Source organism: Tolumonas auensis DSM 9187, assembly GCF_000023065.1.
In the GTDB taxonomy this organism is placed as follows: domain Bacteria; phylum Pseudomonadota; class Gammaproteobacteria; order Enterobacterales; family Aeromonadaceae; genus Tolumonas; species Tolumonas auensis.
Map to the genome: position 1 here is coordinate 2,785,360 of NC_012691.1, position 24,636 is coordinate 2,809,995.

Consider the following 24,636-nt stretch of genomic DNA (forward strand, 5'->3'; position numbering starts at 1 on the left):
TATTATTAAAATAAGCCCGCTTTGATTAATTTAATTTATTTACTTAGTTTAGTTTCAAAAGTGATGACAAATTAATTTTCATTAACACTGATTTTGGCATTTAACAATGCAAAATCATTTAGCGCGTATATTGTGCAGTATAATCACTTTTTAAAAAAACAGCAGGTGATCTTGATCAAAGTTTAATAAAAACGTTCGATTGGCTCGTATCGCAAAATAACAACCAAACGTTTATCCGATTTTATTCCCAGAAATATAATTTACGATTCAGTCGATAACCAATCGTCTTACCATAGATTAGACTTAAATGATCTCTCTGTATATTGAGCCATGCAGACTCACCACAACACACTTATAAGATATTGATTTTATTACTTATTAAATTTTATTGTTATATTTGTGTTATTTATTTGAAAACACTTTATTAATGAATTTATGAATAATTGTGATTAATGTGAAATATTTACCCTTAGTAAAAAAAGAAGTGACAAACACATATTAACGATAACAAACAATAGTTATTTAACTAATGTAAGCAAACTTATCGCTAAAAATAAAATACTATGTTTGTGTGAGTTGATTAAATTTAACCAATGCTAATCAAATCTCGCTAAATCACGTGAGTTAAACCTAGTTAAAAAATAGTTTTTATTGCAATAAGAATTAACCTAATACCAATCCAGAAATAATAAAAATATCCAACGGGAACCTATTTCTTAAATCTCTGAGTTTTTTAGTTTGGAGCTTATATTTATGTACTCTAAAAATGACATTCTGAGTCCATTTACTTTACCGAATGGCACACAACTGAAAAACCGTCTTCTGATGGCACCAATGACCACTTGTACCGGCTATTTCGATGGTAGTGTCACCAGTGAACTGGTTGAATACTACCGTGAACGCGCTGGCAGCATTGGTACGGTGATCGTTGAATGTGGTTTTGTTGATGACAGAGGCTTGGCTTTTCCTGGCGCGATCGGTATCGATCACGACAACAAAATTGAAGGTCTGGCAAAAATTGCTGAAGCCATTCAGGCCAGAGGCTCGAAAGCTGTTCTGCAGATCTATCACGGCGGCCGGATGGTCGAACCTGAACTGATTGGTGGCCGTACCCCGGTTGGCCCAAGTGCAATTGCAGCACCACGTGAAGGCGCGGCGACTCCCGAAGCACTGACTGCGGAAGAAGTCGAAGCGATGGTCACCAAGTTTGGTGAAGCGACCCGCCGCGCGATTAAAGCCGGATTTGATGGCGTCGAGATCCACGGTGCCAATACTTACCTGATCCAGCAGTTCTTCTCCCCCAATTCAAACCAGCGTGACGATCAATGGGGTGGCAGCCGTGAAAACCGCGCCCGCTTCCCGCTGGCGGTGCTGGAAATCACCCGGAAAATGGTTCGCCAGTATGCCGATCCATCCTTCATCATCGGCTACCGTTTCTCTCCGGAAGAGCTGGAAGTGCCAGGTATCCGTTTTGATGACACCCTGTATCTGCTGGAAAGACTGGCTGAACAGGGGCTGCATTACCTGCACTTCTCGATGGGCTATACACTGCGTCCATCCATTGTTGACAAGCACGATCCAACACCGCTGATCCGGAAATATACTGCGCTGCGTTCTGAAAAACTGGCGCAAATCCCGATGATCGGGGTGGGTGGTATCGTCAACAAATCCGATGCTGAACTCGCCATCGAGCATGGCTACGATCTGGTTGCCGTCGGTAAAGCCTGCATTGCCTATCCGGACTGGACCGATCGCATTGCCCGTGGTGAAACAGTGGAGCTGTTCATCGACAGCACGCAACGCGAAGCATTAACCATTCCTGAACCGTTATGGCGCTTCTCGCTGGTCGACGCGATGATCCGCGATCTGAGCAGCATGCCAACCGGCAAATTCAAGAGTGGCATGTTCCGGGAAACAGTTCAGGACGAAAACAATGAACTGGGAATCAATGTCAGTCTGGAAACTGACCGGATTACAGATATCGTACTGGAATCGCAGGAAGGTCTGGATGTTACTTTTGTTTCCAGTTTCGAAGAAATCCGTACCCGTATTCTGGATGCCAACACCCCTCACGTTGATGCTGTTTCTGGTGCAACCACGCAGAGTGAAGCGGTGAAAAAAGCTGTGACCAAAGCGATGGCGAAATCCTGCAAAGCGCTGGTACTGGAAGAAGGTGGCAGTCTGGAGCCGCCTCGTTACGACGTTGTGGTGATCGGTAGTGGTGGTGCTGGTCTGGCAGCAGCCATCCAGGCCAGCGACCGTGACACCAAAGTTCTGATTGTCGAAAAGATGTCCAGCATTGGCGGGAATACCATCAAAGCGTCTGTCGGCATGAATGCCGCAGGTACCCGTTTCCAGAAAATGAAAGGTATCGATGACTGCAAAGAGAAGTTCTATCAGGAAAGTCTGAAAGGCGGTCAGGGGCTGAATAACCCGGAATTGCTGCGCAGCTTTGTCGACAATGCGCCTGAAGCGGTTGAATGGCTGGCGGATCGTGGCATTGTCCTGAATGACATCACGATTACTGGCGGGATGAGCATTGACCGTACCCACCGTCCGGCTGACCGTTCTGCAGTAGGTGGCTTCCTGATCAGTGGTCTGGTGCGGAACATCAGCCAGCGCGACATCGACGTCATGCTGGACACCGATGTCATCGATATCCTGATGGAAAACGGTGCCGTCAGCGGTCTGCGGGTGAAAAATGAAGAAAATGAAATTCTGACCATTTATGCGAAGAGCATCGTGGTCGCAACCGGTGGCTTCAGTGCCAATCAGGAAATGGTGGTCAAATATCGCCCTGAACTGAAAGACTTTGTCACCACCAACCACAAAGGCGCAACCGGATCAGGGATCGCGTTACTGGAAAACATCGGTGCCGGTACTGTGGACATGGGTGAAATCCAGATCCACCCGACTGTGGAACAGACCACTTCCTACCTGATTTCTGAAGCAATCCGTGGTGGTGGTGCGATTCTGGTCAGCCAGAAAGGCGAACGTTTCTTCAATGAAATGGAAACCCGCGACAAGGTTTCTGCAGCGATCATCGGTCTGCCGGAACACTATGCCTACATCGTTTTCGATGAGCAGGTTCGTCTGAACAACAAAGCGGCAGACGAATACATTGGCCGTGGTTTTGTAGTCAGTGCTGACAGCCCCCGTCAACTGGCCGACAAACTGAATATGGATATGCATGCCTTCCTGGCTACACTGGAACGCTACAACGTCTTTGTTGAGAAACAGAATGATGAAGACTTTGGTCGTAAGACTGCATTACGTCATCCGATCCACGAAGGTCCGTTCTACGCGATTCAGATCGCCCCGGGTGTGCATCACACCATGGGCGGGGTCACCGTCAACACCAACACCGAAGTGCTGGATGTGAACAATCAGGTGATTCCGGGCGTATTCGCTGCCGGTGAAGTGGTTGGTGGTATCCATGGCGGGAACCGTATCGGTGGTAATGCGGTTGCTGATATCATTATCTTCGGTACGATGGCCGGACGAAACGCCGCTAACCTGGCGCGTTGTTCATAGCCACGTGTTTGCCAGTGCGCTCCGGGTGAGTGCACTGGCTTTCAACCACTATTCAACCGGGGTGATCCCTATGTCATCCGTAGAACGGGTCTATTCTTACTCCGCTGTCCTGATGGGCTCCCCCATCCTCCTGAAACTCTTCGAAGATAATCAACAAGCCGCCCAGGCCGTCTTTCACCTGATCAAGCAACAGGAAGATATGCTGACGGTGAATCGTGCACACTCGCAACTGATGACCATCAATCATGCCGCCGGTTTGCACCCGGTGGTAGTCAGTCGTCCGGTGTTTGAGCTGATCAGCAAAGCGAAAACCGTCAGTCTGATGCAAGACAGCTGTTTTAATTTCACCATTGGCCCGCTGGTCAAGCGCTGGAAAATCGGTTTTCACGGCGACACCGTGCCGTCTCCGGCAGAAATCCAGTCTCTGTTGCCGCTGACCCGTCCGGATCAGGTCATGCTCGACCCGCAGGCCTGTTCCGTTTATCTGGCACAGGCAGGCATGGAAATCGATCTGGGTGCGATTGCCAAAGGCTATATTGCCGATCGGGTACGGGATCTGCTGCAGCAGATGGGCATTCATCAGGCGCTGATTAATCTGGGTGGAAACGTCCTGACACTCGGAACCCCTCGCTATGGAGATCAGAGTGCATGGGGAGTCGGGTTAAAAAAACCGTTTGCCGCCCCGGATGCGCTGATTGGCATCATCGAAGTGGCCGGCAAGTCGGTGGTCACATCCGGCATTTATGAGCGTTATTTTGAGCAAGAGGGAAAGATCTACCACCATATTCTGGATCCGGAGACCGGCTATCCGCTGGATAACGAACTGCTCAGTGTCACCGTGATCTCAGACGACTCGGTGGATGGCGATATTTACACCACGTTGCTGTATGGCATGGGCGTAAAGAAAGCCCTGCACTATCTCACCACCGTGCCCCATATTGAGGCGATCTTTGTCACCCGAACCGGTCAGGTGATTCTGTCGTCACAACGCCAGTTCCGCTTCACCTTACAGGATAGCGACTACCAGCTGGCGTAATCTGTCGGCAGGCTCAGTCAGCGGTTAATCCTGAGCATACTGTTTCAACCGGGCATGCAGTTCCGGCTGTAAGCGGTAACGGTAAACCGGTCTGCCGGTCATGCCGTAATGGACACTGGTGTGCAGGATCTTGATCTCTTCCAGCCAGACCAGATATTTTCGGCAGGAGACGCGTGAAATCAGTACCGAGCTGGCAAGATCTTCCGTCGAGAAATCAATGCCTGAATGACTGTCAATCCACTGACAGATGGTGCGCAGGGTTTGCGGGGTTAAGCCCTTCGGTAACCGTTTGGCTTCACCTTCCGGACGCTGTGCCTGCATCGGGGTACCGTGGATGATGCGATCCAGTTCCGACTGCTGATAATTCTGCTGATTGTCCATCAGCGTCTTTTTCTTTGCCCAGCTGGTTAATGCTTCCTCAAACCGGGCAAACTGGAAAGGCTTGATCAGATAATCGACCACACCGTAATGCAGTGACTTCTTGATGGTTTCCGCATCGGAAGCGGAAGAAATCATGATCACATCAATCGGACGATGCGCGTTACGCAGCACCGGCAGCAGATCCAGACCATTTTCCTGCTGCATATAGACATCCAGCAGGATCAGGTCGATTGGATGCTGATGGTTTAACACCAGCGCTTTCGCCTGTTCCAGAGTTGAGGCCACACCACAGCATTGAAACCCACGAAGCTGGGTAACATAGCGGTGGTTCAGCTCGGCAACCATGGCATCATCATCGACAATTAAAACATTGATCACTTGCTTTTCCTCCCACCATTTCCGGAGGATTTTACAAAAAAAACGAGGAAAACGCTCGATATCCCTGATAAAGCATACAAATCAATGTTTCAGAATGAGACGAACATTCAAGCCTGCTCACAACGAAAGATCACCGGCTGATGCGGGCGCAAGCGTAATGATACGGCCGTGGTACTGATCGGCATTGAATCAGCGTGCCAGGCGTCCAGCTCCATCCCCTGCCAGTGAATGCGGCAATGGGCATGCGTGCCGAGAAAATGCTGCTCAATTAACCGGCCATCACCCCCTTCCACAATCTCAAGCCATTGCGGCCGGATAAACATCATCAGATCGGGGTGATCCGGTACCTGATTCACCGGTATGACGCCCCACGGGGTGAGCACCGACTGATCACTCTGGCGGGTCACGGGTACGCGGTTCCCTTTGCCGAGAAATTCAGCCACGTACAGGTTAGCCGGCTGATGATACACGGCACTGGCCTCCCCTTGCTGGACAATGTTGCCTTGCTGAAACACCGCCAGCTCATCGGCCAGACTAAACGCTTCTTCCTTATTGTGCGTCACAAAAATCGCGGTAATGTGCTGTGATTTCAGTAAATCGCGGATCTCGCGGATCAGCGGGATCCGTAACTGGCTGTCGATATTGGAAAATGGTTCATCCAGCAACATCAGTTTCGGACGACAGACCAGTGAGCGGGCAATCGCCACCCGCTGCTGCTGGCCGCCGGACAACTCATGCGGATAACGTTTGTCCATGCCGGACAGCCCGACAGTCGTCAAGGTAGAGGCGATGCGTTCTTCGGCATCCTGTTTTTTCAGGCGTAACGGCCGCAACCCGAACATCAGGTTGTCATGCACAGTCATGTGCGGAAACAGCGCATAATCCTGAAAGATAAAACCCACACCGCGCTCTTCCGGATCCAGCCCTTTATGCCCATCCTGTACCTGCTGGTCATGCAGATAGATCTGCCCGTGATCAATGGGGATCAGTCCGGCGATCGCTTTCAGCAAGGTGGTCTTGCCACAGCCACTCGGGCCGAGCAGCGCCAGTATTTTCCGTTCTTCCAGAACAAAGGAGACATTCTGCAGAATAGCCTGCTCCTGATAGCCGCACTGCAGGTTGTGAATTTCAATGGCGTTCATGTTATTCCCCGTTCCAGCGAGCGGTTAAAGAAAATCAGCGGTAATAACCCCACCAGCACGATCATCAGCGCCGGTAAGGCGCCCAGCTGTAACTGCTCGGTTTTGACATACTGATAAACAATGGTCGGTAACGTTTCAAAATTAAACGGGCGCAGTAATAACGCGGCAGGCAGCTCTTTCATGGATTCAATAAAAATCAGCACGATCCCCGCCATGATGCCGCGCCACATCAGCGGTAAATGTACGCGGGCGAACATCGGTAACGGGTAATAACCCAGACTGCGGCTGACCATGTCCAGACTGAAGGAAATGCGGGCCAGTGAGCTTTCCTGACTGCCCAGGGCAATCGCAATGAAACGCACCACATAGGCACAGACCAGCGCAAAAATAGTTCCGGTCAGGATCAACCCCGGCTCTTGCCAGCCGAAGGCTGCGATAACGTCATTCAGCAGGAAATCACCCAGCGTAAACGGGATCAGAATACCAATCGCTAACACCGTACCCGGCATGGCATAACCGATACCCGCGATTTGCAGCGCCTGTACGCCCGGCTTATTGGGTAACAGACGACGGGTCAGCACCAGCGGCAAGGCCAGAATGGCTGCCAGTGCTGCAACCGCCAGCGCGATTTGCAGACTGTTAAAACTGTATTGCAGCAGTGCCGGCCAGTCCTGTTCCGCCAGTGCCGACAGGGCATAATCCAGCAACACCAGCACGGGCAAGAAGAAACCCAGAAACACAATCAGCCAGCAATATCCCAGCGACAGCATCAATTTGCTGCCTGCCAGACGGGGACGATTATGAACGGGAATACCGTTTCCTTTCTGAAAGATCTGCTGCCGGCGGCGGCTCATCTTTTCCAGCAGGATCAGGAGCACCACTATCGAGATCAGGCAGACCGAAAGCTGTGCGGCGGAAGGCAGGCTGCCATAACCCAGCCAGGCATCGGTGATCGCCGTCGTCAGGGTATTCACGGCAAAATAGGAGACCGTGCCAAAATCGGCCAGCGTTTCCATCGCCACCAGAATCATGGCGCCGATTAATGCCGGCCGGACCAAGGGCAGACTGATGCGGAAAAAACGCCGCCAGTGATTGGCACCCAGCATCCGGCCGGCATCCTGCAGATTGATCGATTGTTCCAGAAAGCCGGCGCGGGTCAGCAGATAGACATACGGATAGAGCACCAATGCCAGCATGGCAGCGGCACCGCCTAAGGTCCGCAGATCCGGAAACCAGTAATCGGCGGCCGATTGCCAGCCAAACAAGTCACGCAGCTGTATTTGTAACCAGCCGGTGTAATCGAGTAAATCGGTGTAGATATAGGCCACAACATAAGCCGGCATCGCCAGCGGCAGGATCAGCGCCCATTCAAGATAGCGGTGCCCCGGTAACTGATAATTCGCCAGCAACCAGCCACAAGGCAATCCCAGCAATACGGCAAAGATAACCACCAGCGTAACCAGGGCCAGAGAATTGAAAAGATAGGTGGGTAATACCGTCTGCCAGAGCTGTTGCAGCAAGCCGGCATCCGTACTGAAGGCTTCAATCAATAAAGCCATTACAGGTGAAAACAGCAGCAGAGCTAGTGCTCCGCTGCCAGCTAACCAGCGACGATGGCGTACAACTGCCATTAAATATCCTTACAGATCAAATTTAACTTTGTCGATCAGGGTTATCGCTTGTTTACGATAAGAAGCAATCTGAGCGATTGGCAGCGCATCGGCCTTGTATTCGCCCCATGAAGCGACCAGCCTGGATGGCGCGACACCCGCCTTCACCGGATACTCCATGTTCAGTTCGGCATACATCTGTTGTGCTTTATCCGCCGAGAGGTATTCCATCAGCTTGACTGCCGCGTCTTTGTTCTTGGCATATTTGGTCATCACAACCCCGCTCACGTTGACATGAGCACCACGATCTTTCTGGTTCGGGAAGTTGATATAAACAGCGTCAGCCCAGGTTTTCTGCTCTTCATCCTGCAGCATTTTGCCCAGGTAATAGCTGTTACCCAGTGACAGATCACACACGCCTTCCTTGATGGCTTTAACCTGATCGCGGTCATTGCCCTGTGGTTTACGCGCCAGGTTGGCCTTCAGCCCTTCCAGCCATTGTTCCGCCTTTGCTTCACCGTGATGAGCAATCATCGAAGCAACCAATGCGACGTTATAAGAGTTTTTACCGCTACGGGTACAAATCTTACCTTTGTATTTCTCGTCAGCCAGTGACTCGTAGGTAATATCATCTGGCTTGCCGACACGCTCTTTAGAGGTGTAAATATTGCGGACACGGGTAGTCAGGGCAAACCAGCGGTTGTCCGGATCACGGTACTGAGCCGGAATATTACTGTTCAGCGTTTGGCTATTAACAGGTTGCACCAGATCCTGCTCGACCAGTTCCATCAGGCGACTAATGTCGACCGTCAGTACCAGATCAGCCGGCGTATGTTTCCCTTCACGGGCCAGACGCTCTGCCAGACCATCTTCGGCATACACCAGATTCACTTTGATACCCTGTTCTTTTTCAAACGCCTGAACGATAGGCTCAATCAGATAAGCCTGACGGGCAGAATAAACATTAATTTCTTCCGCCGCCTGAACAGAACCCGCCACCAGTAAAGCCAACAACGCTACTTTTGTCATTACGTATCCATCCAACTAATGAGAATCATTATCATAATGATATGAGAACGGATATCATTTGTAAATAAATGAAAATAAATATCGTTTGTATTGACTTCAGTGTCCGGCTTGACCAAAAAGAAGACGACAGCGATGCAAAACAGCTTTCAGAAGGCAATAAAAAAGGGACCATAAAGGTCCCAACATGTCTGGACGAACAAGCAGAATCAAGCTTAGATGGCTTCACCATCCACTTCGCCGGTACGGATACGCACTACGTGCGCCAGATCGTACACGAAAATCTTACCGTCACCAATTTTACCGGTATAAGCGGCTTTGCTGATGGCTTCAATGATGCTTTCCACGTTGTCGTCAGAGGTAGCGATATCCAGTTTTACCTTTGGCAGAAAATCGACCTGATATTCAGCACCACGATACAGCTCGGTGTGGCCTTTCTGACGACCAAACCCTTTCACTTCGGACACGGTCATACCGTCCACGCCAAGTGCCGCAACGGCTTCACGTACGTCATCCAGTTTGAACGGTTTAATGATTGCACTGATAAGTTTCATAGTTAAACTCCCACTCCCTGGTTAATTGGGCTTGACTGAAACAATTCAATGTCTGTGCCATCTATTGAAAATTATTAATTTTCAGTTAGTTACAGCAAGGAACTGACAATCTGCTGATATTGGTGTGTTGAATTGTGCACTTCACTTCAGCACTGCTGCAAAAACGCCCCAAAAAGGGGCGTCATTGTGGGTCGTTTGCCTGTTATTGCTCGCTGATAAATTCACGCCAGGCCAGCAATAGTTGTTCAAAGTCATCCAGGCCACAGGCGGCAAACAATTCATCGTCGTAATAACTTAATCCCGCTTCATTATCTTCAATTTCTGTCTCAAATTGCAGTTCCCGTGCACTGACTGTCGCGGCTTCCTGATCCAGATGAAGAGAAAAATCCTTGCCCGGTAACGTATACTCATCACCACCATGAAGTAATCGTGCCGTTATTTTAAGTAACTCATTACAACGGGCGACATCGGCTCCCAGCTCATCTGTCAGCCATAAACCAAACGCTTCATGCCCCATTGACAGACGGGCCCGGCAACGGCCATCCGTATTCCGGACAAATTGATGATCCATATATTGTGCTCCTGAACAACGGCAATACGGGTCACTCCCTTTACCATTCAGTCTGCCAGCAGACTGCGTTTGCCTGATTAGTTCTTACTTATTAACAATAGCTGAAAACTTATTCCAAGTAGCCAAACTAAATAACTAAAAAAAGAAGGGCAAGTCTGTGACTTGCCCTTCATATCGCAGTAAATCGATGTTTATACCGGTACTTGCAGGATCACTTTATCCGCTTTGTCGGTGTAGCTGGCGATCTGATCAAAGTTCAGATAGCGGTAAACATCAGCTGCCATCGCATCCAGCTCTTTCGCATACGACTGGTACTCTTCCACGCTTGGAATACGTCCCAGAATCGCCGCCACAGAAGCCAGTTCTGCGGAAGCCAGATACACGTTCGCGCCCTGACCCAGACGGTTCGGGAAGTTACGTGTAGAGGTAGACACGACCGTGGTGCCGTCACCGACACGTGCCTGGTTACCCATACACAGTGAACAGCCCGGGATCTCGATGCGGGCACCGACACGACCGAAAATACCGTAGTAGCCTTCTTCGGTCAGCTGATCGCGATCCATCTTGGTCGGTGGTGCAATCCACAGACGGGTATGCAGCTGGCCTTTGAACTGGTTCAGCAGTTTACCGGCAGCACGGAAGTGACCGATGTTGGTCATGCAGGAACCGATGAACACTTCGTCGATCTTGTCACCGGCAACGGTCGACAGCAGACGCGCATCATCCGGATCGTTCGGCGCACACAGGATCGGCTCTTTGATTTCGCTCATGTCGATTTCAATGATCGCTGCGTATTCCGCATCCGCATCGGCTGACATCAGTTTCGGATCCGCCAGCCACTCCTGCATACCGGCAATACGACGCTCGATAGTACGTTTATCGCCATAGCCTTCTGCCAGCATCCACTTCAGCATCACGATGTTGGAGTTCAGGTATTCAGCGATTGGCGCCTCATCCAGCTTGATGGTACAGCCGGCAGCAGAACGCTCGGCACTGGCGTCGGCCAGTTCAAACGCCTGCTCTACCTTCAGATCTGGCAGACCTTCGATTTCCAGAATACGGCCGGAGAAGATGTTCTTCTTGCCCGCTTTCTCTACAGTCAGCAAGCCCATCTGAATGGCCTGATAAGGGATTGCATGTACCAGATCACGCAGGGTGATACCTGGCTGCAGTTCGCCTTTGAAGCGCACCAGCACAGATTCCGGCATATCCAGTGGCATCACGCCGGTCGCAGCAGCAAACGCCACCAGACCAGAGCCCGCCGGGAAAGAAACACCGATAGGGAAACGGGTATGTGAGTCACCACCAGTACCAACAGTATCCGGCAGCAGCATGCGGTTCAGCCAGCTATGGATAACACCATCGCCCGGACGCAGTGCAACACCGCCACGGTTCATTATGAAGTCTGGCAGCGTGTGGTGAGTCTGTACGTCAACCGGCTTCGGATAAGCTGCGGTGTGACAGAAAGACTGCATCACCAGGTCAGCCGAGAAGCCCAGACAGGCCAGATCTTTCAGCTCGTCACGGGTCATCGGGCCGGTAGTATCCTGAGAACCCACGGTAGTCATCTTCGGTTCACAGTAAGTGCCCGGACGAATACCGGTTACGCCGCAGGCTTTACCAACCATTTTCTGCGCCAGAGTGTAACCTTTACCGGTATCAGCCACTGGTTTCGGACGGTTGAACACGGTGGATGCAGGCAGACCCAGCATTTCACGTGCTTTGTCAGTCAGACCACGACCCACGATCAATGGAATACGGCCACCAGCACGCACTTCATCCAGCAGTACGTCAGTTTTCAGCTCGAAAGTGGCAATCACTTCGTCGCTGCCGTGACGGGTCACTTTCCCGGCATACGGATAGATGTCGATCACATCACCGGTATCCATCTTGCTGACATCCAGCTCGATTGGCAGTGCACCGGCATCTTCCATAGTGTTGAAGAAAATCGGTGCAATTTTACCGCCCAGTACGAAACCGCCCGCACGTTTGTTCGGCACGTTAGGAATATCGTCGCCCATAAACCACAGCACGGAGTTCGTCGCTGATTTACGGGATGAACCGGTACCGACTACGTCACCCACATATACCAGCGGGAAACCTTTCTGTTTCAGGGCATCCAGTGTGGTGATTGGGCCAACAGCGCCTTCCTGATCAGCAGTAATGCCAGGACGGCTGTTTTTCAGCATTGCCAGCGCATGCAACGGGATATCCGGACGTGACCAGGCATCCTGTGCCGGTGACAGGTCATCGGTGTTGGTTTCACCGGTGACTTTGAAAACGGTCAGCGTGATTTTGTCAGCCAGTTGCGGACGGTTCAGATACCATTCGGCATTCGCCCAGGATTCCATGACCTGCTTAGCGTAGGCATTACCGGCTTGCAGTTTTTCCTGTACGTCATGGAAAGAATCAAACAGCAGCAAGGTGTGAGACAGTGCTTTCGCGGCAATCGGTGCCAGTTTGGCGTCATCCAGCAGATCGATCAGCGGCTGAATGTTGTAGCCGCCCTGCATGGTACCCAGCAATTCAGTGGCTTTCTCAGCACTGATCACCGGTGAAGAGACTTGTCCTTTCGTCAGCGCAGCCAGGAAACCGGCTTTCACATAAGCCGCTTCGTCCACTCCGGGTGGTACGCGATCAGCCAGCAGTTCCAGTAGGAAAGCTTCTTCGCCTGCCGGTGGGTTTTTCAGTAATTCAACCAGTGCAGCAACCTGTTCGGCTGATAATGGTTTTGGCGCGATACCCTGCGCAGCACGTTCAGCGACGTGTTGACGATAGTTTTCCAGCACAATGCACTCCTTTTCGAAAATCAGCCCCGCAGCTCTTCCCTGAACAGATTTCAGTGACTTAACTTATTGCAGTGAGTCAACTTGGCTATATAAGCAAACGGGGACAACTATAGTGAATTTATATGCAAAATAAAAACATATCTGCTAATTAGCAGCGGCCTTTCTTCGCTTGGCCCGGAGGGCAGAAACGTCCGCCACCTGAAGGATACTGTTCACCACCGCCACCCAAAATCACACGGGCACCACCCACGTCGACATCGGCCCGGTTAACACGAACCGGCTGATGATACGGTGCGACACAACCGGTCATCACCGTTACCGCGACTGCCACTATGAGGTAAGACAAGTTTTTCACAGTTATGTTCCTCTGTAGTTGTTATTGTTAAACGACGGGCTAAGCATAATCGTTACCAGCCGAAAAAACACCAGCAGGCAATTAACGAAGAAAAATTTTCGCAAATTCCGGATCGGTTGCAACCCTCGTAATCGTTCCTGCTGTCAGGTATTCAGCCATTCATGCTAAGGCTATAATAAATGAAGCGATAACATATCGCATTTTATTGCGGTCAGGAGAGCAACAACGCGTCCTGTCCGGTTTTCATATTAAGGACAGTGTCATGTTGTATTCGGTTTTGGCTATCAGTCTCGGCGCTTCTGCCGGTGCTGTCAGCCGCTGGCTGCTGGGTTTAGGATTTAATACTCTGTTCCCGACTATTCCGCCAGGAACCCTGCTCGCCAATCTGCTGGGTGGTTATCTGATTGGTATCGCGGTGACCTTCTTTGCTGCCAATCCGAATTTACCACCGGAATGGCGTTTACTGGTGATCACCGGTTTTCTCGGTGGCCTGACCACGTTTTCGACTTTCTCTGCCGAAGTCACCACGTTATTGCAGCAAGGCCGCCTGCTCTGGGCAGGTGGCGCCATTGCCGTGCATGTGATCGGTTCACTGGTCATGACGTTACTGGGTATGGCAACGATGAGTCTGTTACAACGCAGCTGATTACACGTTCCTCCGGAGGTGTTTATGCAAGGCTTCAAGCTTACATTTTTTACGCAGCAGGATCGTTCGGTTCACGGACAGTCGCTGGCGCTCTGGCTGATCCAGCAAGCGAAAGAAATGGGTATCCGGGGCGCAACGCTGACCGCTGCCAGCGAAGGTTTCGGTCATGACAGGAAACTGCATTCAGCTCATTTTTTTGAACTGACGGATCAACCGCTGCAGGTCACCATGGCAGTGACAGCGGAAGAAGCGGAACAGATGTTTGCCTTGCTGAAAAAAGAAGGCGTCAATATCTTCTACACTCAGGCCGCGATCGAATTCGGTATGTCCGGAGAGCGCTGATACTTCGGCATCTGCGCTCTCCGGTCTGAGGCGATTATTCCAGTTTGTCGATCCCCAGCGACTTCAGTACAACCCGTTCATACACCGGTTCGGTATCCCCGGTTTGCATCTTGTGCAGGAAATATTTTTCAAAGGCCACTTTGGCCAGATGCACCCATTTACCTTTCTTAAACCAGGCCACATTACGTGGCGGGATCTGCGGCATGGCCACAAAGGCTGCACCGGTATCCCCCATATCGGCCAGACAAATCGCATTCCAGGTGGCCTTGGCCGTGGGCTGCATGCCTTCCAGCTCCGCCTTGATATTGACCGTCAGTGCCCGCACCATGGATTCGATCATATAGCCGGTTTTCGGTACCCCGGTGGGCACCGGGGTTTTAGTCTGCGGCGCAATAGCTATGCAAACCCCGGCCGCATAGATCTGCGGATATTTCGGATTCCGCTGATGTTCATCCACAATCACAAAGCCTCGCGGATTGACTAATCCCTCAATGCCGCGTAACGGTGCAATACCGCGGAAAGCCGGTAACATCATGGCATGTTTGTACGGCAGACTATGGTGTTTTTTGACATTGCCCTCGTCGTCTAATTCATCGATTTCCATTTTGCCGTCAACGATACCGACAGTTTTCGCATTACAGATCCACTGAATATCCCGCTGGCGCAGCTCACTTTCCAGCATGCCTTTGGAATCCCCCACGCCATTCAGCCCCAGATGTCCGATATAGGGTTCACTGGTGACAAAGGTCATCGGTACCGATTTTTTGACTTTTTTGTCGCGCAGGTGTTTGTCCAGAATAAAGGCATATTCATAAGCAGGGCCAAAACAGGAAGCGCCCGGCATCGCGCCGACGATAACGGACCCCGGTGCTTCAATCAGTGCATGCACACTGTCACGGCAATGCTCGGCATGACTGAGGGTACAGACACTGACGGTACCGCCGGCATCCGGCCCGGCGCCAGGAATTTCATCAAAGGCCAGTTCAGGACCGGTGCAAAGCACCAGAAAGTCATAACCGAGTGTCTGCCCATCCATTAACGTGATCTGTTTTTGTTCTGCATCCAGTGTCTGCAGACCGGATGCAATAAACCGGATTGATTTCTTGCTGACATGCGGTTCGATAGGGAGCGACGTATCTTTGCGCTGGCGCCACTCCACCGCGATCCAGGGATTAGAGGGGGTAAATTCAAAATCAGGCTTGTTGTTGATCAGTATGACTTCGTGCTGCTTACCCAGTTCTGCCTTAAGTTCATAGGCTGCCGACATACCACCCAGACCGGCGCCAATTACAATCACAGTCGCCATCATTTTTCTCCGCTTGTTCAGCTCCGAGCCAGATGCCGTTCACTGTTTTTGGCAGAGAAAATACTTTTCCGCTGGCGGGAACTGTCTTATCAACTCAACAGGTATGGCTGGTGATCCGGGCGATCACTTCAGTCCCATTTTTCTGAAAAACATTTCTGCCGGGCAAAATCCGGTAAATGCACTTTGCAGCAGGTTGGCCCCGACAAACAATGTCAGTAACACAAACCATGGGCTGACCCAATATGTCAGTGCGACAGAAAGTAAGACCATAATGCCGGCAAATGCTCGCACAGCTTTATCCGCAGTCATGATGCTCTCCTGAAATATTTAATTAGAGATACCTAATTAAATATTAATCACTTTTGTCTGCCCCGCCACTGCGGCCAGTAATAAAGATCCAAACTGCCCGATTTCTTACCATAACCCCTGAACAGGACTAGAATTTTAAGTAGTTGCAGGATATTCATAAAAATATATATTAGTTAAATCTAATTTAAAGGAGCTGGGCCATGCGACATCTTCTGGGTCTCCTCATTCTCTGTGCCGGACTGACTGGTACCGGATACACCTTAGCTGCAGATGAAACACTGACGGTACAGCCCACCGATATCCCGGACTGGTTTGTCATGGATGGCCGGCTGGAACCGGTGGATCAGGGTACTGTTTCTGCTCAGACCAGTGGCCGGATCAGTGCCATCACCGTTGATGTGAATGATGTGGTTCCCGCTGGGCATCTGTTAATTGAAATCACCAACACCTCGCAGACGGCCGGTCAGGATCAAGCTAAAGCGGCTGTCAAAGCAGCGGAAGCCAGATACAACGATGCGGAACGGCAACGGGCACGGTTAGTCGATCTGGTGAAAAAAGGTTCTGTTTCAAGACGGGAATATGACAGCGCCGCTACCGAAGCGGAAGCGGCGGCTAATGTGCTGAAACAAGCGAAAGCAGAATTAGTGCAGGCAGGGGAAAATCTGGGGTATACCCGCATCGTCGCACCTTATGCCGGGGTCGTTTCTGCCCGCCATATTTCACTGGGTGAGACTGTCAATCCGGGGCAACTGTTACTGAGTGGTTATGCTTTTGAAAACATGCGTGTCGTCGCGTCATTACCTGCCCGCTACCTGTCCCAGCTGAAAGAAACCACACCGCTGCAGATCACCTTCCCGGACGGTCAGAGCCTTACACTACCGCAGCACCAGCTGTTTCAGTTTGCTGATCCGGCAAGTCACAGTTTCACATTACGGGCCAACCTGCCAAAACAGGAAACCCCCGTCTGGCGTAATGGCACCTGGGTCAAACTGGCCATGCCGCTGACAACCAAACCGAAGTTGCTGATCCCGGAAAACTCAGTGTTACGGCAGAATGAATTATCGGCGGTCTATCTGGCTGAAAAGAATGGCTATGTGCTGCGGCAGGTCCGTCTGGGCCGTAACTATGATGGCCGGATAGAAATTCTCTCCGGTTTGAAAGTGGGTGAAGTGATTGCCCGCGATGCCTATGCCGTCATCGCTGCACAGGGAGGCCACTATGCACCCTGAATCCGGTATCTCCGGACGGATTGCCCGTCAGTTTCTGCATTCCCCCATTACGCCGTTACTGGCGCTGCTCGGGCTATTGCTCGGTATCGCGGCAGTCCTGATCACGCCGAAAGAGGAAGAACCGCAGATTGAAGTAACCTTTGCGGATATTTATATCCCCTTCCCCGGCGCCAGCCCGCAGGAGGTTGAAAAGCTGGTGACACTGCCTGCCGAGCAGGTGTTATCCGAAATGAAAGACATCGACACCATGTATTCGTTTTCACAGCCGGGTGGTGCCATGCTGATTGTGGCCTTCAAGGTCGGTAAACCGCGGCAGCAGGCACTGGTCGATCTTTACAATCAGCTGGATTCGAACAAGGACTGGTTACCCGCAGGTTTAGGTGTCGGTGAACCGCTGGTGAAACCGCGGGCGATAGATGATGTCCCCATTCTGAATTTAACCCTGTGGAGTAAACAGGCCGGCATCACCGCAGAACAGCTGACGCAGGTGGCGCACGGCCTGGAAACCGAGCTGAAACGGTTGCCAGGTACCCGCCAGATCCAGACCGTGGGTCGTCACGATCGCGTCATGCAGGTGACGATAGATCCGGTGAAAATGAATGCGTTCGGGCTGAGCTGGCCGCAGATATCTCAGGTATTGCAAACCGCGAATCAGCAGCAGACGAACCTGTCGCTGACCCAGGATAATCGCCAGATCAGCCTGCAGGTCGGTTCATTTTTAACTTCCGCCGATGAAGTGAGTCAGCTGATTGTCAGCACACAGCACAACCATCCGATTTATCTTGCTGATATTGCAGAGATAAAGGAAGGTGCGGACGTTCCCGCAGCGAATGTCTGGATGAGTCAGGACGGAAAAATTTATCCGGCGGTGACGCTGGCGATCGCCAAACAACCCGGCATTAATGCGGTAGATTTAAGCCGGGCCATCACCAGCCGGCTGGAAGAGGTGCATAACATCCTGATCCCGCAGGGGGTTGAGGTCAGCGTAACCCGTGATTACGGTCAGACGGCCAATGAAAAGGCCAATAAGCTGATCAGCAAACTGATTTTTGCTACCGCGGCAGTGGTGGTGCTGGTCTGGATCAGCATGAGCTGGCGTGAAGCAGTGGTCGTCGGTGGCGCGATTCTGCTGACTCTGGCGATGACATTGTTTGCCTCCTGGGTGTGGGGATTTACCCTCAACCGTATCTCGTTATTTGCACTGATCTTCTCCATCGGCATACTGGTGGATGATGCCATTGTGGTCGTGGAGAATATCCACCGGCATCAGAAGGACGGCGGGAACTGGAAAGAAGCCATCCCGCAGGCGGTCGATGAAGTCGGAGGCCCGACCATTCTGGCGACCCTGACGGTCATCGCGGCGCTGCTGCCGATGGCCTTTGTCAGCGGCATGATGGGGCCGTATATGAGCCCGATCCCGATCAATGCCAGTACCGGGATGCTGATTTCACTGGCCGTCGCTTTTATTGTGACGCCATGGCTGGCACTGCATCTGCTGCGTTCTCATCACAAAGAAGGTGAAGCGGAAGCCGAGGAACATAAAGCTGTCCGGTTTTTACGGCATTTCCTGAGTGGTTTCCTGCTGGGCGATAAAGCAAAAAATACCCGGCGGAAACTGGCACTGGTCGTCGGCTTACTGCTGGTTGGTTCACTCGCGTTGCCAGTGGTTCAGCTGGTGGTGCTGAAAATGCTACCTTTTGATAACAAATCCGAATTTCAGGTGATGATGGATATGCCGGAGGGCACATCACTGGAACAAACCCAGTCGGTATTACATCAGCTGGCCACTGAAGCGGAAACTATTCCGGAAGTCACCTCCGTACAAATTTATGCCGGCACTTCTGCGCCGATCAATTTTAACGGACTGGTGCGTCACTATTTTATGCGGCAATCCGCCGAGCTCGGTGATCTGCAGGTCAACCTGAAAGGCAAGGATGAACGCGATCGGGCCAGTCATCAGATCGCCCGGGATGCCCGTGAACGGCTAACTCCGGTGGCAGAGAAAACCGGCGCAGCGATCAAAGTCGTGGAAATTCCACCCGGCCCGCCGGTCTGGTCACCGATTCTGGCGGAAGTGTATGGTCCGACGCAGGCCATGCGGGAACAGGCGGCACTGATAGTCCGTGATACCTTCAAAGCGACAGCCGATATCGTGGATATTGATGTTGATGTTCCGGCCACACAGCAGCACTGGCAGATCAGCATTGATCGCGCACGGGCGGCACGGTTAGGGATTTCCGAAGCGCAGATCCGGCAGACACTGGCCGGCGCACTGAATGGTGAAGATGTCAGCTATCTGCATGCGCCGGATCAGAAATATGCCAAACCTATCCGGCTGCGGCTGGATGACGGCGAGAAAGTCGATCTGACCGGGATCCTGAGCCTGACCCTGCCCTCTTCCGCCGGTAAAGCCATTGCACTGAGTGAGCTGATAAATATCAGCGAAAGCAGCAAGCCTCACAGCATTGTGCACAAAAATATGCAGCCGATGGTCATGGTCACCGCCGATATGGCCGGCAAGCTGGATAGCCCGCTGTATGGTATGGCGGATATTGCCGGCACGCTCAGTGATCAACATCCGGCCTGGGAACAGTCGCTGATCGGTCAGCCCGATGGGCTTTCCGGCGTCGCCATCAAGTGGGATGGCGAATGGAAGATCACCTATGAAACCTTCCGGGATATGGGGATCGCCTATTCCGTGGGGATCCTGCTGATCTACTTCCTGGTGGTGGCACATTTTAACTCTTACAGCGTACCGCTGATCATCATGGCGCCCATTCCACTGACACTGGTCGGGGTTATGCCGGGGCATGCGCTGCTCGGTGCACCCTTCACGGCCACGTCGATGATTGGCATGATCGCGCTGGCCGGGATCATTGTGCGCAACTCGATCCTGCTGGTCGATTTTGTGAACCAGCAACGTGCTGCCGGGGTGGAACTGGCGCAGGCAGTGATCAACAGCGGTGCGGTGCGGGCAAAACCAATCATCCTGACTGCGCTGGCCGCGATGATCGGCGCGATGTTTATTCTGGACGACCCGATCTTTAACGGACTGGCGATCAGCCTGGTGTTTGGCCTGTTTGCCTCGACCATGCTGACGCTGGTGGTGATTCCGGTACTGTATTTTCTTTACCTGAGGCACAAAGGGTAAATCGTGAGTGCTGCCAGCATTGCGCTGGCAGCTTTTTTAGATCAGGGAAAAAAGCCAACCACCGGCACCACAACCAACGACCACCAGCCAGGGCGGCACTCGCCAGATCATTAATGCCATCAGAGCCATCAGCCCCAGCACAAAATCGCTGGCATGCTGGACAGCGCTCGTCCAGACCGGCTGATAGAGTGCTGCCAGCAACATGCCAACGACTGCCGCATTAATACCGCTCAGTGCGGCCTGAACCGGCGCAAAACGACGTAACTGCTCCCAGAAAGGCAACACACCCGCTACCAGTAAAAATGACGGCAGGAAAATCGCGGTCAGCGCGATGAAGCCACCAAGCCATCCCTGCTCCGGAACTGACGCACCGAGAAAAGCAGCGAAGGTAAAAAGCGGGCCCGGTACCGCCTGAGCAGCGCCATAGCCAGTCAGAAAGGTTTCATTACTGACCAGACCAGTGGGCACCACTTCTGCCTGCAACAGTGGCAGAACAACATGACCACCACCAAAAACCAGCGCACCGGTCCGGTAGAAAATATCCAATAACTGAATGGCCATATCAGAAGACGCACTAGCCAGTATGGGTAAACCAAACAGTAATACGACAAACAGCAGCAGCCAGAACACCCCATGCCGGTGATTAAACCGGTTGATCTCCGGTTCAGCCACGGCTGCGGGCGTAGCCCGGAAAAGCAGATAGCCGGTGACGGCGGCAACCAGAATGACAACCAGCTGAGTCAGCACAGCAGGCCACAACAAAGAGAAAGCCGTCGCCATCAGCATCAGACTGATATGACGTTTATCGCGGCAAAATTGTCCGGCCATTCCCCAGACGGCCTGTATAACAACAGCCACGGCTACTACTTTCAATCCGTGCAGCACGCCGGCCGGGATCTGGTTTTGCCAGTGTGCGAGACCCGATGCAAACAGGATCAGCATCATCGCAGAAGGCAAGGTAAACCCGCACCAGGCAGCCAGAGCACCGCGATACCCTCCCTGAGCCAACCCCAGCGCCATCCCTACCTGACTACTGGCAGGTCCGGGCAGAAACTGACACAACGCCACCAGATCCGCATACCGCTGCGGACTCAGCCAATGACGCCGGACAACAAACTCTTCCCGGAAATATCCCAGATGGGCAACCGGCCCGCCAAATGACGTCAGTCCCAGTCGCAGGAAAATCAGAAAGATCATCCATGGACGGGTTGCTGTTGCTGAATTATCACCGTTTTTTATCAATACCATCGTTATGAAACCTTACCCATTCTGACCTTTTTTCACAAAAAACGGGCAAAAAAACACCCCAATGAATCTCACTAACTATACTGAAAAAGCGAGTTCTGAAAACAGAGAGGATGTCATATGTTACCGATCCTGTTGTACGAACCATTACCCCTGATCTATCTTTGCGGCGGAGCAACCCTGCTGGCTACCGGAGAAAATGGGCTACTGTTAATGTCAGCGTCCCTTTTCTACTGGGCCGGAGCACTTATCTGGGTCATTCGGTCGAAAAACCGGCGGACTGATGTGCTTGCCAGTCGTGGCTATCCGACCCATAAGTTCCTTCTATTTCCTGAATCCTTATATGAGTTCAGACCATTTTTTTATTCCTTTGTTGGTATTTTATTACTCAGGAATACAGGTCAGACGATATGGCTTGTCACAGGTGCGTTATTGATTTTATGGGCGATATATTGTCTGTACAGACGTTCTGTTAACAGACGGCATCTGAACAGATATCAGTATAAAAGTGCGAAGCTGAAAACCAGGCTGTTCTGATTAAAATATTACAGGCGCAGGAGTGACTGTGCCTGTTTTATATCAGCAATGCACATAGTCAAACCGGGTATCCCGCTTCAGCAGTTCAGCCAGCTGGTTCAGCGTCGACACCAGCGCCGGTTCATTTTCGATCGCCATCAGTGACAGACGGATCGCATCCGGCGTCACTGTCAGTGGATCGGCTTTAAAATAAGAAGCGCTGCTGACCAGAATCCCTCTGTTTTTCGCCGCCAAGGTAAAGGCATCCGCCTGCCAGTACGCCGGTAATTCCAGCCATAGATGATAACTGTCTGGCTGACTGTACAGCGTAAATCCCGCTAACTGTTCTCTGGCTAATTGCTGACGATGAAGAGCAATCTGTCGTTGTTCTTCCGCAATACGGAATGCTTCGCCGGAATGGATCAGGAGCGCGGCTGCCGCAAATGGAATCGGCGATGGTAACCAGATCGTGGCACGGATAAATGCCGCCAGCCGGTCACATTCTGTTGCCGGTGTTTTGATAAAAGCACAGCGCATACCCGGACTGACCGCTTTTGACAGGCTGGTAATGTGAAAACTGTATTGAGGTGCAAAATTAGTGATCGCCGCGATCGGCTGCGGATTGAGAAATCCGTAAATGTCGTCCTCTACCAGCCAGACACGATGACGATTGATCACAGCGGCTATCTGTTCCCGCCGTTCAGCCGGCATTGTGGCTGCGGTCGGATTCTGATGCGATGGCACAATCATCACCATGGCTATATCTGATGATTGACATAGGTCATCCAGGACATGCGGTAACATCCCCTCGCCATCCATGGCGACCGCGACCACTTTCCTGCCCAGCATATTCGCCATCGACAAAATGCCGGGATAGGTCAGTGCTTCCACCGCAATCGTGTCACCGGGTTGCGTATAGCACTGGATCAAAGCGGATAACGCATGCTGAGCCCCGCTCGCCAGAACGACCTCATTATGATCGGTGACCTCAAGACCATAATGCCGGGCCCACATCGCGCCCATCAAACGGTGCCGGGCCAATCCGGTATGTTCGACATAACCGTAGAGTGCTTCATTGCCCCGGTTCAGTATTTGTGAAAAAACCTGATTTAACCGCTCGCTGTGCTGCGACAGACAAGGTTGCAGAATAGAGAGATTTTTCTCCGGTTCACTGCTTTCCGCACGGATCACATCCGACAGCTGACTGTGGTTGCAGACAAAACTACCGCGTCCGACAAACGATTCAATCAGCTTTCTCTCAGCCAGTGTCTTATACGCTTTCGCCACCGTGATGGGGGTCGTCCCCAGTTGCTGGGCCAGCTCACGATGCGTTGGCAGCTGACTGCCTTCCTTAAACTGGCCGGAACGGATTAATGCTTCTATCTTTTTTACAATGGCTAAATATTTAGGCGCGCTCATGTTGTCTTACCGGATGACTCTCATTGACTAAAGATAACATATATCAATTAACAGATATAACAGAAGAAAATGGGCCGGACAGTGCGCGATAGCGCCAAAATACAGGCATATTGAGATTATAGGATAACTTAATTGACATATGTCATTTAAAGATCGATTATCTCCTCATACCACCAATCGGGAGGGATCATGATGGACATTAATAAAGTCGCGTTTATTGGCCTCGGCATCATGGGAGCACCCATGGCCGGCCACTTGCAGCAGAAAGGTTTTAACACCACGGCCTATAACCGCACACACAGTAAAGCCAAAGCCTGGCAAGCCTTGTATAACGGGAAAATTGCCGCAACGCCCCGGGAAGCAGCCCGGGATGCGGACATCGTATTTATGTGCATCGGTAATGATAACGACGTGCGCGGCGTCGTTTACGGTGACGACGGCATTCTTGCCGGACTAAAACCCGGTGCCATTCTGATTGACCATACGACTGCCTCCGCCACACTGGCGCATGAACTGGAAAATGCCTGCCACAAACAGGGAAATCATTTTATGGATTGCCCTGTTTCCGGTGGTCAGAGTGGTGCCGAAAAAGGCAGTCTGACCATCATGTGCGGTGGTGATGAGCAGACGTTTGCTATCGCGAAACCGGTCATGGAAGCCTATGCCCGTCAGATCCAGCTGGTGGGTAAATGTGGTGCCGGCCAGCGCTGCAAGATGGTGAATCAGATCTGTATCGCCGGTGTCCTGCAGGGCTTAAGCGAAGGTCTGTTGCTGGCAGAAACCGTGGGTCTGGATATTCATCAGGTGGTCGAAACACTGAAATATGGCGCCGCCGGTTCCTGGCAGATGGAGAACCGCGCCGAAACCATGGCGAAGAATGAATTCAATTTTGGTTTTGCGATCGACTGGATGCGTAAAGACCTGGGGATTTGTCTGGAAGAAGCTGAACGGCAAAATATCGATCTGCCGCTGACCAGACAGGTAGATGAACGTTATGCCGAACTGCAGCAGGAAGGCTGCGGCCGGATGGATACCTCGGCCCTGATTCTGGCACTGAAAAAGTAACACTGCGCAGAAACAAAAAATCCGGCCTGAGC

At 51.7% G+C, this 24,636-nt stretch carries 20 protein-coding genes; 8 read left to right on the forward strand and 12 right to left on the reverse strand.

Annotation, left to right across the window (positions count from 1 at the left end):
• Positions 1-753: 753 nt before the first annotated feature.
• Together TOLA_RS12995 and TOLA_RS13000 are read left to right on the forward strand one after the other, a co-directional pair.
• Positions 754-3,534 carry a flavocytochrome c gene (locus TOLA_RS12995; RefSeq protein WP_015879597.1) on the forward strand — a complete coding sequence of 927 codons (2,781 nt, stop codon included), beginning with the start codon at positions 754-756 and terminating at the stop codon, positions 3,532-3,534.
• A 70-nt stretch (positions 3,535-3,604) separates the two neighbouring features.
• Positions 3,605-4,570 carry an FAD:protein FMN transferase gene (locus tag TOLA_RS13000; protein WP_041609537.1) on the forward strand — a complete coding sequence of 322 codons (966 nt, stop codon included), beginning with the start codon at positions 3,605-3,607 and terminating at the stop codon, positions 4,568-4,570.
• 24 nt (positions 4,571-4,594) lie between these two features.
• On the opposite strand, the gene dcuR is transcribed toward TOLA_RS13000, so the two are convergent.
• The 8 genes from dcuR to TOLA_RS16705 all read right to left on the reverse strand — a co-directional run bounded on the left by dcuR (position 4,595) and on the right by TOLA_RS16705 (position 13,376).
• Entirely contained in the window at positions 4,595-5,329 is a 735-nt protein-coding gene (dcuR, locus tag TOLA_RS13005; RefSeq protein ID WP_015879599.1) for a two-component system response regulator DcuR, read from the reverse strand.
• 107 nt (positions 5,330-5,436) lie between these two features.
• A complete protein-coding gene (locus TOLA_RS13010; protein ID WP_015879600.1) occupies positions 5,437-6,471 on the reverse strand; it encodes an ABC transporter ATP-binding protein in 1,035 nt (344 codons plus the stop codon).
• Positions 6,468-8,102 carry an ABC transporter permease gene (locus tag TOLA_RS13015; RefSeq protein WP_015879601.1) on the reverse strand — a complete coding sequence of 545 codons (1,635 nt, stop codon included), beginning with the start codon at positions 8,100-8,102 and terminating at the stop codon, positions 6,468-6,470. The genes TOLA_RS13010 and TOLA_RS13015 overlap by 4 nt, the downstream gene beginning before the upstream one ends.
• 9 nt (positions 8,103-8,111) lie before the next feature.
• Entirely contained in the window at positions 8,112-9,110 is a 999-nt protein-coding gene (locus TOLA_RS13020; protein WP_015879602.1) for a Fe(3+) ABC transporter substrate-binding protein, read from the reverse strand.
• A 212-nt stretch (positions 9,111-9,322) separates the two neighbouring features.
• Positions 9,323-9,661 carry a P-II family nitrogen regulator gene (gene glnK / locus TOLA_RS13025; RefSeq protein WP_015879603.1) on the reverse strand — a complete coding sequence of 113 codons (339 nt, stop codon included), beginning with the start codon at positions 9,659-9,661 and terminating at the stop codon, positions 9,323-9,325.
• A gap of 202 nt (positions 9,662-9,863) precedes the next feature.
• On the reverse strand, positions 9,864-10,232 hold the full coding sequence (locus tag TOLA_RS13030) for a YacL family protein (RefSeq protein WP_015879604.1): 369 nt from the start codon (positions 10,230-10,232) through the stop codon (positions 9,864-9,866).
• Between the two features lie 191 nt (positions 10,233-10,423).
• The gene (gene acnB / locus TOLA_RS13035; RefSeq protein ID WP_015879605.1) at positions 10,424-13,021 is read right to left on the reverse strand and encodes a bifunctional aconitate hydratase 2/2-methylisocitrate dehydratase; all 2,598 of its coding nucleotides are present in this window, start codon (positions 13,019-13,021) and stop codon (positions 10,424-10,426) included.
• A 148-nt stretch (positions 13,022-13,169) separates the two neighbouring features.
• The gene (locus TOLA_RS16705; RefSeq protein WP_015879606.1) at positions 13,170-13,376 is read right to left on the reverse strand and encodes a hypothetical protein; all 207 of its coding nucleotides are present in this window, start codon (positions 13,374-13,376) and stop codon (positions 13,170-13,172) included.
• 262 nt (positions 13,377-13,638) lie between these two features.
• On the opposite strand from TOLA_RS16705, the gene crcB reads away from it, so the two are divergent.
• Positions 13,639-14,022: a fluoride efflux transporter CrcB gene (crcB, locus tag TOLA_RS13040; protein ID WP_015879607.1), complete on the forward strand. Its 384-nt coding sequence runs from the start codon at positions 13,639-13,641 to the stop codon at positions 14,020-14,022.
• 24 nt (positions 14,023-14,046) lie between these two features.
• Positions 14,047-14,364 (forward strand): DUF190 domain-containing protein, encoded by a 318-nt coding sequence (locus TOLA_RS13045; RefSeq protein WP_015879608.1) that lies wholly within the window; start codon positions 14,047-14,049, stop codon positions 14,362-14,364.
• A gap of 34 nt (positions 14,365-14,398) precedes the next feature.
• Here the strand turns inward: TOLA_RS13045 and TOLA_RS13050 are convergent, their stop codons facing one another.
• Together TOLA_RS13050 and TOLA_RS13055 are read right to left on the reverse strand one after the other, a co-directional pair.
• The gene (locus tag TOLA_RS13050; RefSeq protein ID WP_015879609.1) at positions 14,399-15,670 is read right to left on the reverse strand and encodes an NAD(P)/FAD-dependent oxidoreductase; all 1,272 of its coding nucleotides are present in this window, start codon (positions 15,668-15,670) and stop codon (positions 14,399-14,401) included.
• A gap of 123 nt (positions 15,671-15,793) precedes the next feature.
• Positions 15,794-15,979 (reverse strand): YgaP family membrane protein, encoded by a 186-nt coding sequence (locus tag TOLA_RS13055; protein WP_015879610.1) that lies wholly within the window; start codon positions 15,977-15,979, stop codon positions 15,794-15,796.
• 200 nt (positions 15,980-16,179) lie between these two features.
• On the opposite strand from TOLA_RS13055, the gene TOLA_RS13060 reads away from it, so the two are divergent.
• On the forward strand, positions 16,180-17,208 hold the full coding sequence (locus TOLA_RS13060) for an efflux RND transporter periplasmic adaptor subunit (RefSeq protein ID WP_015879611.1): 1,029 nt from the start codon (positions 16,180-16,182) through the stop codon (positions 17,206-17,208).
• Positions 17,198-20,359, forward strand: a complete 3,162-nt coding sequence (locus tag TOLA_RS13065) for an efflux RND transporter permease subunit (RefSeq protein ID WP_015879612.1) — start codon at positions 17,198-17,200, stop codon at positions 20,357-20,359. Before TOLA_RS13060 ends, TOLA_RS13065 begins: the two co-directional genes overlap by 11 nt.
• Positions 20,360-20,395: 36 nt before the next feature.
• Here the strand turns inward: TOLA_RS13065 and chrA are convergent, their stop codons facing one another.
• Positions 20,396-21,607, reverse strand: a complete 1,212-nt coding sequence (chrA, locus tag TOLA_RS13070) for a chromate efflux transporter (RefSeq protein ID WP_015879613.1) — start codon at positions 21,605-21,607, stop codon at positions 20,396-20,398.
• A gap of 117 nt (positions 21,608-21,724) precedes the next feature.
• Between chrA and TOLA_RS13075 the strand changes: the two genes are divergently transcribed.
• Positions 21,725-22,141 (forward strand): hypothetical protein, encoded by a 417-nt coding sequence (locus TOLA_RS13075; protein WP_015879614.1) that lies wholly within the window; start codon positions 21,725-21,727, stop codon positions 22,139-22,141.
• Between the two features lie 42 nt (positions 22,142-22,183).
• Here TOLA_RS13075 and TOLA_RS13080 read toward each other — a convergent pair whose 3' ends face one another.
• The gene (locus TOLA_RS13080; RefSeq protein WP_015879615.1) at positions 22,184-23,539 is read right to left on the reverse strand and encodes an aminotransferase-like domain-containing protein; all 1,356 of its coding nucleotides are present in this window, start codon (positions 23,537-23,539) and stop codon (positions 22,184-22,186) included.
• A gap of 189 nt (positions 23,540-23,728) precedes the next feature.
• Here TOLA_RS13080 and TOLA_RS13085 point away from each other — a divergent pair, with 189 nt between their 5' ends.
• A complete protein-coding gene (locus TOLA_RS13085; protein WP_015879616.1) occupies positions 23,729-24,604 on the forward strand; it encodes an NAD(P)-dependent oxidoreductase in 876 nt (291 codons plus the stop codon).
• The last annotated feature ends 32 nt before the right edge of the window (positions 24,605-24,636 follow it).

Coding starts and splice junctions, on each gene's coding strand:
- TOLA_RS12995 (WP_015879597.1), top strand. CDS start 754: ATGTACTCTAAAAATGACATTCTGAGTCCATTTACTTTACCGAATGGC.
- TOLA_RS13000 (WP_041609537.1), top strand. CDS start 3,605: ATGTCATCCGTAGAACGGGTCTATTCTTACTCCGCTGTCCTGATGGGC.
- TOLA_RS13010 (WP_015879600.1), bottom strand. CDS start 6,471: ATGAACGCCATTGAAATTCACAACCTGCAGTGCGGCTATCAGGAGCAG.
- TOLA_RS13015 (WP_015879601.1), bottom strand. CDS start 8,102: ATGGCAGTTGTACGCCATCGTCGCTGGTTAGCTGGCAGCGGAGCACTA.
- TOLA_RS13020 (WP_015879602.1), bottom strand. CDS start 9,110: ATGACAAAAGTAGCGTTGTTGGCTTTACTGGTGGCGGGTTCTGTTCAG.
- glnK (WP_015879603.1), bottom strand. CDS start 9,661: ATGAAACTTATCAGTGCAATCATTAAACCGTTCAAACTGGATGACGTA.
- TOLA_RS13030 (WP_015879604.1), bottom strand. CDS start 10,232: ATGGATCATCAATTTGTCCGGAATACGGATGGCCGTTGCCGGGCCCGT.
- crcB (WP_015879607.1), top strand. CDS start 13,639: ATGTTGTATTCGGTTTTGGCTATCAGTCTCGGCGCTTCTGCCGGTGCT.
- TOLA_RS13045 (WP_015879608.1), top strand. CDS start 14,047: ATGCAAGGCTTCAAGCTTACATTTTTTACGCAGCAGGATCGTTCGGTT.
- TOLA_RS13050 (WP_015879609.1), bottom strand. CDS start 15,670: ATGGCGACTGTGATTGTAATTGGCGCCGGTCTGGGTGGTATGTCGGCA.
- TOLA_RS13055 (WP_015879610.1), bottom strand. CDS start 15,979: ATGACTGCGGATAAAGCTGTGCGAGCATTTGCCGGCATTATGGTCTTA.
- TOLA_RS13060 (WP_015879611.1), top strand. CDS start 16,180: ATGCGACATCTTCTGGGTCTCCTCATTCTCTGTGCCGGACTGACTGGT.
- TOLA_RS13065 (WP_015879612.1), top strand. CDS start 17,198: ATGCACCCTGAATCCGGTATCTCCGGACGGATTGCCCGTCAGTTTCTG.
- chrA (WP_015879613.1), bottom strand. CDS start 21,607: ATGGTATTGATAAAAAACGGTGATAATTCAGCAACAGCAACCCGTCCA.
- TOLA_RS13075 (WP_015879614.1), top strand. CDS start 21,725: ATGTTACCGATCCTGTTGTACGAACCATTACCCCTGATCTATCTTTGC.
- TOLA_RS13080 (WP_015879615.1), bottom strand. CDS start 23,539: ATGAGCGCGCCTAAATATTTAGCCATTGTAAAAAAGATAGAAGCATTA.
- TOLA_RS13085 (WP_015879616.1), top strand. CDS start 23,729: ATGATGGACATTAATAAAGTCGCGTTTATTGGCCTCGGCATCATGGGA.